This window comes from Emticicia sp. 21SJ11W-3, from assembly GCF_024138715.1.
Classification (GTDB): domain Bacteria; phylum Bacteroidota; class Bacteroidia; order Cytophagales; family Spirosomataceae; genus Emticicia; species Emticicia fluvialis.
Map to the genome: position 1 here is coordinate 5030353 of NZ_CP092074.1, position 13477 is coordinate 5043829.

The 13477-nt window shown below is 42.3% G+C and carries 11 protein-coding genes; 10 read left to right on the plus strand and 1 reads right to left on the minus strand.

The features are described from left to right. Nucleotides 1-12: 12 nt before the first annotated feature. The 9 genes from MB380_RS21285 to MB380_RS21325 all read left to right on the plus strand — a co-directional run bounded on the left by MB380_RS21285 (nt 13) and on the right by MB380_RS21325 (nt 11534). On the plus strand, nt 13-1779 hold the full coding sequence (locus MB380_RS21285; RefSeq protein ID WP_253531572.1) for a long-chain fatty acid--CoA ligase: 1767 nt from the start codon (nt 13-15) through the stop codon (nt 1777-1779). 197 nt (nt 1780-1976) lie between these two features. Then, nucleotides 1977-3521, plus strand: coding sequence for a bacillithiol biosynthesis cysteine-adding enzyme BshC (bshC, locus tag MB380_RS21290; protein ID WP_253531575.1), 1545 nt, complete (start codon nt 1977-1979; stop codon nt 3519-3521). 164 nt (nt 3522-3685) lie between these two features. Next, entirely contained in the window at nt 3686-4303 is a 618-nt protein-coding gene (locus MB380_RS21295) for a TetR/AcrR family transcriptional regulator (RefSeq protein ID WP_101724803.1), read from the plus strand. 35 nt (nt 4304-4338) lie between these two features. Then, entirely contained in the window at nt 4339-4773 is a 435-nt protein-coding gene (locus MB380_RS21300) for a PaaI family thioesterase (protein ID WP_101724804.1), read from the plus strand. A gap of 82 nt (nt 4774-4855) precedes the next feature. Further along, complete coding sequence (locus MB380_RS21305) at nt 4856-6202, plus strand: TolC family protein (protein WP_253531582.1); 1347 nt, start codon at nt 4856-4858, stop codon at nt 6200-6202. 13 nt (nt 6203-6215) lie between these two features. Further along, nucleotides 6216-6794 carry an NAD(P)H-dependent oxidoreductase gene (locus MB380_RS21310; protein WP_253531585.1) on the plus strand — a complete coding sequence of 193 codons (579 nt, stop codon included), beginning with the start codon at nt 6216-6218 and terminating at the stop codon, nt 6792-6794. A gap of 11 nt (nt 6795-6805) precedes the next feature. Further along, nucleotides 6806-7855, plus strand: a complete 1050-nt coding sequence (locus tag MB380_RS21315; RefSeq protein ID WP_253531588.1) for an efflux RND transporter periplasmic adaptor subunit — start codon at nt 6806-6808, stop codon at nt 7853-7855. Nucleotides 7856-7968: 113 nt separating this feature from the next. Continuing rightward, a complete protein-coding gene (locus MB380_RS21320) occupies nt 7969-11007 on the plus strand; it encodes an efflux RND transporter permease subunit (protein WP_253531591.1) in 3039 nt (1012 codons plus the stop codon). 149 nt (nt 11008-11156) lie between these two features. Continuing rightward, a complete protein-coding gene (locus MB380_RS21325) occupies nt 11157-11534 on the plus strand; it encodes a phage holin family protein (protein ID WP_253531594.1) in 378 nt (125 codons plus the stop codon). 155 nt (nt 11535-11689) lie between these two features. On the opposite strand, the gene MB380_RS21330 is transcribed toward MB380_RS21325, so the two are convergent. Then, nucleotides 11690-12196 (minus strand): RNA polymerase sigma factor, encoded by a 507-nt coding sequence (locus MB380_RS21330; protein ID WP_253531597.1) that lies wholly within the window; start codon nt 12194-12196, stop codon nt 11690-11692. Between the two features lie 342 nt (nt 12197-12538). Here MB380_RS21330 and MB380_RS21335 point away from each other — a divergent pair, with 342 nt between their 5' ends. Further along, nucleotides 12539-13459, plus strand: coding sequence for a sugar phosphate isomerase/epimerase (locus MB380_RS21335; protein WP_253531599.1), 921 nt, complete (start codon nt 12539-12541; stop codon nt 13457-13459). The last annotated feature ends 18 nt before the right edge of the window (nt 13460-13477 follow it).

A 13477-nucleotide genomic window follows, 5' to 3' on the forward strand; every position in this document is an offset into this window, starting at 1 on the left:
ACCCCTGTTAACATGAGTAACCCTATTAACCGTGTATTTGAATTACTAACCGAATCTATTGCCCTTCATAATAAACCCGATGTTTTTGCATCAAAAATAAACGGAGAATGGGTAAAAGTTCCGGCTACTGACTTTATTGAAAGTGTTAACAGTTTCAGCTACGGTTTGTTGAAACTGGGGGTAAAAAAAGGTGATAAAATTGCTGTTATTTCAGAGAGCCGCCCGGAATGGAACATCATAGATTTTGGCATGCAACAGGTAGGCGCTGTTAATGTGCCTCTCTACCCAAATATTACTGTAGAAGATTACAGGTACATTTTTCAGGATGCAGGTGTCTCTTATGTTTTTACCGGAGACCAGACCCTATACGAAAGGGCAAAAGAGGCAGCCAGAGAACTAGCCTCGGTGAAAACTATTTTCACTTTTGATAAAATTAGTGGAGCCAGACACTGGAAGGAGGTAGCAGAGAACGAAACGCCTGAAAACAAATCAGCAATAGAAGAAATAAAAAAATCAATCAGAACAGATGATTTACTGACCCTCATTTATACATCAGGCACAACCGGCAGGCCTAAAGGCGTAATGCTGTCGCATCAAAACCTGATCAGTAACTTTGAAGCCTGCAAAAACTATTTCCCGATTGACCCATCCTGCAAAGCTTTAAGTTTTCTGCCATTAAACCACGTGTATGAGCGCATGGTGCTGTATCTGTATATGCGTACGGGTACTTCTATTTATTATGCCCAGAACATGAACACGATTGCCGAAGACCTGAAAGACGTGCAACCACAGATTTTTACCACAGTACCCCGCCTGCTTGAAAAAGTTTACGATAAAATAGTGGCCAAAGGTTATGAATTAAGCGGTTTAAAACGCCGTATTTTCTTCCGGGCACTTGAACTGGGCCTGCAATATGACCCCAACGTAAATGCCGGCTGGTGGTATAACGTACAGCTAAAACTGATGCAGAAACTCGTATTCAGCAAATGGCAGGAGGCGCTGGGTGGTAACATCAGGCTGGTATGCTCAGGAGCAGCCGCTTTGCAGCCACGTCTGGCAAGGGTTTTCTGGGCGGCGGGTATTCCGGTTTCTGAAGGATATGGCATGACGGAAGCATCGCCGGTAATAGCTACCAACAGAACCCAACCACTTGATTTGCGGATTGGAACCGTTGGACCGATTATTGATGGCGGAACAGTAAAGATAGCAGACGACGGAGAAATTCTTTTTAAAGGCCCCAACGTAATGCTGGGGTACTACAACCTGCCCGAACTAACCAATGAAGCCATAGATGCTGACGGCTGGTTGCACACCGGCGATATTGGCAAACTGGAAGAAGGACGTTACCTGAAAATAACAGACCGCAAGAAAGAGATTTTCAAGACATCGGGTGGTAAATATGTAGCTCCGCAGGTTTTAGAAAACAAAATAAAGGAGTCTGTTTATGTTGAGCAAATTATAGTGGTGGGCGAAGGAGAGAAGTTTCCTTCTGCATTGATAGTGCCTGAATTTACCGCCCTGAAAGAGTGGTGCGCAGCTCATGGCATATTATATACCACTGATGCCGAAATGGCCAAAAAGCCTGAGGTACATAAACTGATTCTGGATGAGGTGCATCGTTTCAACAAAGAATTTGCCCCTTACGAGCAAGTAAAGAAAATTGAACTTTTACCCAAAGCATGGACCATAGAGGACGGTGAAATAACCCCTACCCTTAAGCCGAAACGAAAAGTGATTACCCAGAAATACAAAGATTTAATTGAGGGCATGTACCTGTAAGAACCCGCCAAGCCCGGAGGTAAAAAATGAGGTGCCGGTTATAAATATATGTTTGGGTTTTCGTTGTACAATTATACGTAGACCTTTTAGCCATTAATATACCGGAATGGGGTAAATAGTTTTACCCACTCAGGTAATTTGAAACCTGTCTAATCATTTTCTTGTTATCAGAAAAATAAAGAAATCGAGCCTTATTTATGCCTTTGCAGACCTTAGACTTGAAAGCCGTTGGCGCTTTCCCGAAATTGTTTTTAGATTATATCACAAAAAACGAGACGCTTACTTCTTTCTATAATCAATATCCTGACATTGAAGGATTCAGAAAAGCTATTCAATCAAGGGCTTTCACGCAGGAAAAACGCCAGACCCTGGTATCGGTTCTGGAAAAACAATATGCCAATCTTGATTCAAAACCCGATTTCTCTTTATTATTAGATGATAAAACCTTTACTGTAACCACCGGCCACCAGCTGAATATCTTTACAGGTCCGCTTTATGTTATTTACAAGATTGTAACCATCATTAACCTGGCTAAACAATTAAAAGACGCATTTCCAGACTATAATTTTGTACCTGTTTACTGGATGGCCAGTGAAGACCACGATTTCGACGAGATTTCGGTTTTCAACCTGTTCGGTAAAAACTATAAGTGGGAAACCACCCAGAAAGGAGCCGTAGGACGCATGAATCCTAAGGAGCTGCGCGCCATTTGTGACCAGATACCCGAACGGGTAGAGTTTTTTCAGAATGCCTATCTGAACCATGACACACTGGCCAATGCGGTACGATGTTACATGAGCCATCTGTTTCAAGACCAGGGCCTGATATGCCTTGATGCCGACTCGGCAGATTTGAAAGCCCTCTTCGCCCCGGTTATGAAAGACGACATTCTTCAGCATTCAGCCAGCCATATAGTAAAAAGCACTTCTGATCAACTACAGGCACTTGGCTACCACACACAAATTACCCCTCGCGAAATTAACTTCTTTTATCTGGAAGACAGCACAAGAGAACGCATTGTAAAAGAAGACAACCAATATAAAGTACTACATACAGACACTAGTTTTTCAGAAGCCGAGATAATACAGCTAATTGAAGCTAATCCGGAGAGATTCAGCCCGAATGTGGTGCTTCGGCCTCTCTATCAGGAGACCATCCTGCCTAATCTTGCTTATATTGGCGGGCCATCAGAAGTACCTTACTGGCTACAACTGAAAGGTGTGTTTGACCATTATCAGGAATCGTTTCCGTTGCTGATGCCCCGTAACTTTGCTTTAGTAGTGAACGAGGCCAGCCGAAAAAAAATAGACAAACTGGGTATTACCACCGAAGAACTGTTTGCTGATGAAGTTACGCTCAGAAAAAGCTTTGTAGAAAAAAACTCGAGGAAATCGCTGAGTCTGGCTTTTGAAATTGATGAAATAAATGACATTTTTGAAAGGATTCTGAAAAAGGCCACAATCATTGAAGCAACCATGAAAGGCCCCGTTGAAGGCGTTAAGGCCAAGAGCATCAATGCGCTGGAACACCTGGAAAAACGTATTAAACGCGCCGAAGAACGTAACCAGGAAAGCTCGGTGAGCCAGTTGCTGGCTCTTAAAGAAAGGCTCTTCCCGGGTGGTGGGCTACAGGAAAGAAAAGAGAATTTCCTGAATTTTTACCTGAACGACCACCAGTTTATTCAAAAACTGCTTGATTCGCTGGCTCCGCTGGATTATAAATTTAATATTATTGAAATTTGATTGAACTGTAGATAATTACCTAAAGGCTGTTTCTGTTGAGGCAGCCTTTTGTATTGAAGCCGAATAAATTTTATATCTTCCGTTTATGTAAAAAATTGATAAGAATTTGCTTTACTGAACACCGTTCATTTTATTTGCATTGTTAATTAAAATACCTGAGCCAGATGGGGATAGCCGAAAGAAAAGAAAGAGAGAAACATGAAATGAAGCGCCTGATTATGGATGCCGCTCGGAGGTTGTTTATTGAGCAGGGTTTTGAAAAAACAAGTATCCGGAATATTGCAGATGCCATAGAATACAGCCCCGGGACAATCTATCTTTATTACAAAGACAAAAGTGAATTGCTGTTTGATTTACATCATGAGTCGTTCCAGAAACTAATTGAACAGTTTCAAAGAGTACTTAATATACGAGACCCGTTTGAAAGATTAATCAACATGGGCAGGTATTATCTGGAATATGGCTTCGAGAATCCGGAACTATACGAGCTGATGTTTCTGATGGTGTCGCCGATTGAAACCATTGAGTGTCGGGAAGAAATATGGGTAGAAGGCAGAGCTGCCTTTGAAATGCTTCGGCAAATAGTAAAAGAATGCATTGAAGCCGGGTATTTTGAAGTAGATGACGTAGAGGGGACCTCATTAATGATCTGGGCAACCGTGCATGGGCTGGTAACTATTCACCTGAAAAAACGGTCGACCATGTTTGAAGAAACAGAGCGTATTCCACGCCTGCAACATGCCTATGAGCGATTCGTTGAATTACTGAAACGTAAAATATAAACTGTTCTATCAATTTATTTAAACATGCATCGCCGATGAGTCAGGTTCTTGAGTATTTCAAATCACATATTGGCAAACATGCCTCTGAACTAAGCCCCTCAGCACTGGGCAGATGGCTCAATGGAAAATTAATATCAATAGAAGAAGGGTCGGTAACGGTTGAATTTGTTGTAAGAGATGATATGACAAACCCGGCTAAAATTCTGCACGGCGGTACGGCTGCCGCCATGATGGACGAAATAATGGGCATGACCGTTTTTATGCTGGGCCGGGAAAACTTTTACACAACCGTAAACCTGAATGCCGACTATCTTTTACCTGCCAAAATAGGAGATACATTGCTGGTAAAGTCAAAGATTATCAGAGCAGGTAAAACTGTTATTAACATTGAATGCCAGATATTGAACACCGACCACAAAATAGTAGCCAAATGTAGCTCTAACATGGTGGTAACAAGCGTAAAAATCTAAAAATAAGGCCCGTCTTACACGACGGGTTTATTTGAGCCTATAACTTAACACTGTTCATTAATTGAAAAAGCGTCAGTGAGACATGAAAAAATTCATTTTGATTGCCATTCTATGCCCTTTTGTGGCCACAGGGCAAATTACTTCTCCGGTTTTGGAATCCTACATTCAGGAAGGACTGAAAAATAATCTGGCTTTAAGACAGGAAACCCTTGAAATTGAGAAAGCACAGGAGAACGTAAAACAGGCCAAGGCTAATTTTTCGCCAAAAATTACTTTTGCGCCTAATTATACCCTGGCAGCAGGAGGCCGACGTTTAGCGTTTCCCGTTGGCGACTTGCTGAACCCCGTTTACTCTACACTGAACAGACTGACCAACTCTAACAGTTTTCCGCAGATAGAAAATGTGAATGAGCAATTGGCTCCGAACAATTTTCATGATACCAAATTTACTTTTCAGTATCCGGTTTACAATACCGACATCCGTTATAATCTGCTCATTCAGCGCGACTTGCTGACAGCCCAGGAGGCCAGAAAGCGGATTATTGAAAACGAAGTACGTTACAATATCACTATCGCTTATCTGCAGTATCTGCAAACACTAGAGGCACAAAAGATATTTGAGGTGTCGCGCAAGGTGCTGAACGATTTTGTAAAACTGAATGAAAAACTGGTGAGTAATAATGTAGCTACCAAAGATGTAATTTATTCAGCAGAATACGAGGTAAGCAAAATTGACCAGCAGGTAGCCGCTATGGACAAAAACCGTAATACAGCAAAAGCCTACCTTAATTTTCTGATGAACCGGGATTTCGGCACTGAAATTCAGGTTGACAGCATTTTTCTTGACACCGACACCCGGAAAGACATTGAGGCCGCCCGCGAACAATCAATAATGAACCGCCAGGAAATCAGCCAGTTAAAAGCCAACATTCAGGCCACTGAATCTGCCATTAAACTGCAGCAAATGAACGCATTTCGGCCACAGGTTTTTGTGGGTGGCAGCACCGGCTTCCAGGGCAGGGGGTACACCTTTAAAGACCAGGCCTACGCCATAGGGCAAATTGGGCTAAACTGGGATGTTTTTCATGGTTACGAGAAAAAATCCAAAATTCAACAGGCTAAAATTCAGAAGAATTTATTGGAAACCAAACTTGACGAAGTGCAGAAGCAGATTCAATTGCAGGTGTCGCAGGCTTATTTTGAGTGGGAAGCCGCCCGGAAAACCCTGCCAACCGCTAAAGACGGCACTATAAAAGCCGACAAATACTTTAAGGTGGTAGACAGCAGGTATCGCAATGGTCAGGCTATTTTAATAGAATACCTACGGGCACAAAACGAGGTAATTACGGCGCGGTTACAAGAATCTCTTGCCAAATATGACATACTACTAAAAAAAGCCATGCTTGATAAAGTTGGGGCTGTCAGATAATCTCTTAACAAAGATGAAAAAAGTACTACTGATACAAGGGCATCCTGATAGCGAGAGTTTCAATTTCGCTTTGTTTGATGCTTACAAGAAGGGCCTGACCGCATCTGGCGCCGAAATAAAAGAAATAATTATAGCCGATTTGAAATTTGACCCTATTCTGCGCTATGGCTACCGAAAACGAATGGAACTGGAGCCGGATTTACTGGAGTCGGTTGAAAAAATAAAATGGGCCGACCACCTCGTGTTTTTCTATCCGGTATGGTGGGGGTCATTTCCTGCCCTACTGAAAGGTTTTCTCGACAGGGTTTTTCTGCCGGGCATTGTGTTTGCCAAACGCGATAATTCACTGTGGTGGGATAAACTGCTGGTAGGTAAAACCGCACACATCATCAGTACACTCGACCAGCCGGCATGGTATTACTGGCTTGTAAACGGCCGACCCACCTATTACGCTATGAAACGCATGACATTAGAATTCTGCGGCATAAAACCAGTACGTACCACCACCATCGGGCCTTTAAGATTGTCAAGTGATGAGTACAGGAAAAAGTGGCTCAAAAAAATAGAAAAATCAGGCTTTAATCAGAAATAAACAGACCTTATATGAAAACGAAATTTTTTCCGCTCATTTATGCATTCTTATTTCTTGTACTGGTAAGCTGCAGCAAGAAAAAAGAAACTGCCCAGCAGGAAGCCGAAGAGGTATTGCCGGTTGAAGTACAGAATGCTAGTATTAAAACACTTAGCGAACCTATTGTTGCCAGCGGTGTATTAGCGTCTAAATCAGAAATGAAACTGGCCTTTAAAACCGGAGGCATGATAAAAAAAGTGTACGTAAACGAAGGGCAATACGTGAAAGAAGGCCAGCTGCTGGCCGAACTTGACCTATCGGAAATAGATGCACAGGTAAAACAGGCAAGGCTGGGTCTTGAAAAATCTGAACGTGACCTGGAACGCGCAAAGAAACTCTATGCAGACGAAGCCACCACCCTTACCAATGTGCAGGATGCTACTACCGGCTATGATGTTGCCAGACAAAGCGTACAGGTAGCAGAATTTAACCAGAGGCTATCAAAGATTTATGCACCTGCCAGCGGCCGCATTTTAAGAAAAATAGCTGAACAGGGCGAATTAATTACACCGTTTGCTCCGGTATTTATACTTGGTACGGGCGAGTCTGCTTATATCGTTAACGTGGGTCTGGCAGACAAAGATGTGATAAAAGTAAAAACAGGTGATGCGGCCACTGTGTATCTGGATGCTTACCCGAACGAACCTTTCAGCGCCCGCATCACACAACTGGCGCAAACCGTTAACCCGGCCACCGGTACCTTTGAGGCTGAACTGCAGATACAACCCAACGGTAAAAAACTGATATCAGGTTTTGTGGCAAAAGCGGAGATATCGTCCGGACAAGGGCTGGTATCAGTAGCTGTACCCGTAGAGGCACTTGTTGAGGCCGACAAAACCAAAGCCTTTGTTTACGTGCTGAATGCCGATAACAAAAGTGTTAGCAAAAATGCGGTTAGCATTGGCGGTATCTTTGGCAGGTATGTGGCTATAACAGCCGGGTTGCCGGAAGGAACACCCGTAGTTACCAAAGGCTCCAATTTTCTGAGCGATAAAAGCAAAGTAAAAGTGGTGCAGAAGTAGGTTATTCTGCCATTATCTGTCTACAGTAAATAGCCATTACGCACAAGCGTATCAACTGAATAGATTAGCCGCCGATATCTGTGGCTGTTTGTTACACCTAATACATTATTCAAATGCGTCTAGCAGAATTTTCCGTAAAAAATTACCAGTTCACTATCATTATTTTCATAATGATACTGGCCATTGGTGTCAACTCTTTGTTGAATATGCCCAAAGCCGAAGACCCCGACCTGAAGGCTGTTTTCAATAGCATCATTGTGGTGTATCCGGGTACGTCTCCGGCCGACATGGAAAAACTGGTGGTTGACCCAATAGAAGACCGCCTTTCGGGTATCAGCGACATCAAAAAAGTAACATCTACTTCTGATGAAGGCGTGGCCAACATTGTGGTTGAGTTTCAATACAAAGTAAACGTTGACGAAAAATATAACGAGGTTGTAAGAGAAATAAACGCTATACGGAACACGCTGCCCACAGATATTTACAGCATAGATATTATGCGTTATACGCCTGAAGGTGTAAACATTATACAATGTGCTTTGTTATCAGAAACTACCCCATATAAAGATCTGGAAAAAGAAGCCAGATTACTGAAAGAAGATTTACTGAAAGTAAAATCTATCAAGGCAGCAGAAGTATGGGCTTTCCCGAAACAGCAGGTGCGCGTGGCGGTTAATCTTGACAAAATGGCGCAGTTTCATATACCGCTAAACCTGATTCTGGGAGCCATTCAGTCAGAAAACGCCAATATACCAGCAGGAAATATCGAAATCGGGAGCAGGAAGTTCAGCGTAAAAACGTCTGGAAGTTATGAAAATCTGGAAGAAATCAGGAACACCGTTGTAAATACCTCAGGCACCGCCGTTACTTATCTGAAAGATATTGCCGAAGTAAACATGGATTACGAAGAAGAATCGTACATGGGCAGGCTGAATGGCAAACGTGCCGTATTTGTAACTGCCAACATGAAAGCCGGAAGTAATATTTTTGACACCGGAGATAAAATCCGCCCGGTTATTGACAATTTCAAAAAGAATCTTCCACCAAATATCCGGTTTGAGCAAAGTTTCGACCAGGTCAAGAGTGTTTCCACCCGTTTATTAGGGTTAACGCGCGATTTCGGCATTGCCATTCTTCTGGTATTAATTACCCTCATACCTCTGGGCTTCAGGGCATCGGTTATTGTAATGATATCCATTCCGCTCTCACTAGCTATGGGTCTTACCATGCTCGATCTGGCCGGTTTCGGCATTAATCAGCTAAGTGTAGTGGGGTTAGTTATTGCTTTGGGGCTACTGGTTGATGACTCAATTGTAGTTGTTGAAAACATTGCTCGCTTTCTGCGTTCGGGCATGCCCCGCCGCCAAGCGGCCATTGAGGCAACCAAGCAAATCGGGCTGGCGGTTTTGGGTTGTACAGCTACCCTGATTTTTGCTTTTTTACCACTCTGCTTTCTGCCAGAGGCTGCAGGAGACTTTATCCGTAGTTTGCCAATAGCGGTTATCACTACCATTATTGCCTCTTTATTTGTGTCTCTTACCATTGTGCCATTTCTGGCCAGCCAGCTAATGCCCAGAGAAGAGCATCAGGAAAACCTGGTGCTAAAATTAATGAAACGCGGCATTGAGGGGTCGTATCGTAAGATACTACACCTGGCGCTCAGGCATCCTGTTATCAGTCTGGCTATTGCCTTTGCTATTTTTGCTGGTAGTCTGGCGCTGATTCCGGTAGTTGGTACAAGTGTATTCCCCCGCTCTGAAAAACCGCAGTTTCTGATTAATGTTGATACCCCATTAGGCACAACCCTCTCAGAAACCGACAAAGCTACCCGTTTTGTTGAAAACGAGCTGGCAAAGCATGAAATCGTGAAAAACTATGCAACAAATGTTGGGAAGTCTAATCCGAGAGTATATTATAATGTTTTACCCGTAGGCGGTACGTTATCTAACTTTGCACAAATTTTTGTGCAGTTGCAGGACGACGTAGAAGTACCTGAAAGAGAAAAATTTATTGACGAGCTTCGCAAAAAATTTGACTTATTTGCGGGTGCCAAAATAAAGGTGATTCAGTTTGAGCAGGGCCCGCCGGTAGAAGCACCGCTGGCTGTACGTATTCTTGGTGAAAACCTCGATTCACTACGGGCTATTTCATTCAGAGTAGAAAAAATATTCAAAGAAACCCAGGGTACTATTTATGTTAACAACCCCCTTTCGGCGCAGAACGTAGACCTCAGAGTAAACATCAACAAAGACAAAGCTGGTATGTTGGGTATTCCAACTGTGGATATCGACAGAACCGTGCGCATGGGTATTGCAGGTATCAACATGGGAACCTTTAAACAAAATGATGAAGACGAGATTGATATCAATGTAAGTCTGCCTCGTGGAGAACGTGCCGGTATGGACGCCTTCCAGAAAATGTTTATCAGTAACCAGATGGGCAGTCTTATTCCGCTCAGGCAGGTAGCCACTATAGATTTTGAAACATCGCCGAACAGAATTAACCATTATGACCGTGACCGCTACTCAACTGTTACTGCCTTTATAAAAAGCGGTTACCTGACGCCAACAGTAACCAAAGAAGCCAGCAAGCGCATATCTGAACTTAAACTGCCCAAAGGCTATTCGATAAAAATGGCCGGAGAAGTAGAACGCTCTCAGGAAACATTCGGCGGCTTAGGTACTATTATCATGATTACCATTTTCGGTATCATGGCTATTCTGATTCTTGAATTTAAAACCTTCAAGAGTACTATTATAGTGCTGTCGGTTATTCCTCTGGGTATGATAGGGGCTATTCTGATTCTGTTGTTTACGGGCAATTCATTGTCGTTCACGGCCATAGTTGGTATTATAGCTCTGGCAGGTATAGAAGTAAAAAACTCAATATTATTGGTTGACTACACCAATTTCTTAAGAAAAGAGCGGGGTTTAGGTATAAACGAAGCCATAGAAGAGGCCGGCGAAACCCGGTTTATACCAATAGTACTAACTACGCTTACAGCCATTGGCGGCCTGATTCCATTGGTGCTCGAGCATTCACCACTCTATTCGCCATTAGCATTGGTAATGATTGGCGGTCTGGTATCATCTCTGATACTGACCCGCATTGTAACACCGGTAATGTATAAGTTGCTGCCCCCTCAGATATAATTCTTGCTTCAGGGCGATGCCGTTGACGGGCATCGCCCTAAAACTTTCTCAAGTCTTTTTGTCAGATGCCTTGTTTTATCTACCTTGCAATTGTTTAAGGGCTACAATGTGTCAGGCCCAGCAACTGAAATACAAAGAATCTGTATCGTATGGCTGACTTTCTGAATCTTAGCGACTTCCGCGACAACGTCATCAGGCTTATTGAAGCAAAATTTGAATTAACCAAATTAGGCTTTCAGGAAAAAATAGAAGGCATTGCCGTAAAAGCCATTTATCTGCTTGTTTTATTTATTTTATCTATAACGGTTATCATTTTTCTCAGTATTCTGGCGGCGATTGGGCTCAATATCTGGCTGAAAAGCCTCTGGCTGGGTTATCTGATTATATTTCTGGTTTATGCGGGTATTCTGGCATTATTTGTTTTTGCCCGAGACCGTGTTCAAAACAAAATAAAAGAGCAGGTTCAACAGATGGTGGATGAAAATCTTAATAATATGCCTGCTGACGACGCTCCCCCGGAACTATAACCCATAAATTGATTTACCTTTTATATAACAAAAAAGTTATCCGCTCGCACAGATAACTTTTTTAGTATTTCGTATTTAGCATACACACTTTCAATACTGCCGCCCCGGTATTTGCCAGAAGTTGATTATCAGGCAAACACATTTTTGAAGTAAACTTAAAAGGCATACATACTTAGCTTTTCTTTCAGCTCTTTTCTTGCAATGTGTATTCTGTTTTTGACAGTTCCGATAGGCACTTTCAGTTTCTGTGCTATTTCATGATACTTAAACCCACTGAAATGCATCATAAACGGTTGGCGATAATTCTCATCCAGGGCCTCAACCGCGTGGTTGATGTCTCTCATGGTAAAAGAAGAATATGCTTCATTTTCAATGCTGCTTTCAGTACTGTTGATAAAGTGTAAATTGTCTGTTGTATCTATAAATGTATTTCTTCTCATTATCCGCTGGTAATTGGTAATGAAAGTGTTTTTCATTATCGTATAAAGCCAGGCCTTCAGGTTTGTACCATCGGTGTACTTTTCACGATTCATAAATGCTTTTACAAGCGTATCCTGCAATAAATCATTGGCGTCCTCCTGGTCTTTAGTCAATCTAAAGGCAAAAGGCTTTAATGCCTTTGAGGTCTTTGAAATGGCGTAATTAAATTCAAGAGTTGTCATGGTTTGTTTATCTTTTTTCGTTTTTCGTTAAACAAAAATAAAAAATAAATTTTCAGAATACCAAAACTGCCCCATTTTTTTTGCAAGAATTTTATTAAAAGAAAAAACCAGGCATTAATTGGGCGGAATCGACCTGTTTCATTAAACAGCAGGCTATTAAAAACACTAAAAAATTGTACCAGCCATAAATTCTGTTTAACCTGCCTGGCGTGAGATTCCCCACTTTCCATGTTCGCGCGGTGCCAACCTACGTTCGGCAAGCGAATTATCGCTGTTAATTATTTACTGATTAAACAAAAAAGATTTACTTTACGCTCTGATAAAATAACCCTCGATTGAAATATGTTAAAACTTGGATTTGTAAGTGCTATCTTAGCCGATTTTGGTTTTGAACACGTAGTAGATTTCGCTTCGAAAAACGGATTTGCCTGCCTTGAGATGATGTGCTGGCCCAAAGACAACTCTGAAGCCCGCCGTTATGCCGGCGTTACACACATAGATGTAAATAATCTGGACGATAAACATATAAAGTATATTAAAGATTATACCCACAGCAGGGGGATATCCATATCAGGGCTGGGTTATTATCCGAACCCCCTAGACCCCGACACGGAAAAGGCAGAATACTATGTAGAGCATATCAAGAAAGTTATTGTAGCCTGTAACAAACTGGGTGTACCGGTTATGAACACTTTTATTGGCCGAGACCCCCGGAAGAATATTCAGGAAAATCTCATTACCTTTAAAAAAGTATGGAAGCCGATTATTGAAACGGCAGAGCAGGAAGGAATAAAGATAGGTATTGAAAATTGCCCGATGTTTTTTACAAACGACGAATGGCCGGGTGGAAAAAACCTTGCCATCTCTCCGGCAGTTTGGGATGCCATGTTTGAGGCATTCCCTACTCCGCTTTTTGGTTTGAATTATGACCCGTCGCACATGATATTCCAGATGATGGATGAAGTAAAACCTATCTATCAATATAAAAACCGGTTACATCATATACATATTAAAGATGTAAAGGTTTACAGAGACAAACTAGACAGAGTAGGCATTCTGGCCAATCCGTTAGAATACCATTCACCCAAGCTGCCGGGTCTGGGCGATGTAAACTGGCGCGGTTTCTTCACTGCCTTAACGGATGTACGCTACAAAGGCCCTGTGGTAATTGAGGTAGAAGATAAGGCCTATGAAGGCAACATTGACGACATTACGTCGGCTATTCTTACCGCCCGTAACTACGTAAAGCAGTTTTTGCCTTAGAATAAACGTAAAATTTAT

Bases quoted from the DNA above. Each gene is read 5' to 3' on its own strand.
- MB380_RS21320 (WP_253531591.1), top strand. From the start codon at position 7,969: ATGCGTCTAGCAGAATTTTCCGTAAAAAATTACCAGTTCACTATCATT.
- MB380_RS21330 (WP_253531597.1), bottom strand. From the start codon at position 12,196: ATGACAACTCTTGAATTTAATTACGCCATTTCAAAGACCTCAAAGGCA.
- bshC (WP_253531575.1), top strand. From the start codon at position 1,977: ATGCCTTTGCAGACCTTAGACTTGAAAGCCGTTGGCGCTTTCCCGAAA.
- MB380_RS21315 (WP_253531588.1), top strand. From the start codon at position 6,806: ATGAAAACGAAATTTTTTCCGCTCATTTATGCATTCTTATTTCTTGTA.
- MB380_RS21295 (WP_101724803.1), top strand. From the start codon at position 3,686: ATGGGGATAGCCGAAAGAAAAGAAAGAGAGAAACATGAAATGAAGCGC.
- MB380_RS21335 (WP_253531599.1), top strand. From the start codon at position 12,539: ATGTTAAAACTTGGATTTGTAAGTGCTATCTTAGCCGATTTTGGTTTT.
- MB380_RS21310 (WP_253531585.1), top strand. From the start codon at position 6,216: ATGAAAAAAGTACTACTGATACAAGGGCATCCTGATAGCGAGAGTTTC.
- MB380_RS21285 (WP_253531572.1), top strand. From the start codon at position 13: ATGAGTAACCCTATTAACCGTGTATTTGAATTACTAACCGAATCTATT.
- MB380_RS21325 (WP_253531594.1), top strand. From the start codon at position 11,157: ATGGCTGACTTTCTGAATCTTAGCGACTTCCGCGACAACGTCATCAGG.
- MB380_RS21305 (WP_253531582.1), top strand. From the start codon at position 4,856: ATGAAAAAATTCATTTTGATTGCCATTCTATGCCCTTTTGTGGCCACA.
- MB380_RS21300 (WP_101724804.1), top strand. From the start codon at position 4,339: ATGAGTCAGGTTCTTGAGTATTTCAAATCACATATTGGCAAACATGCC.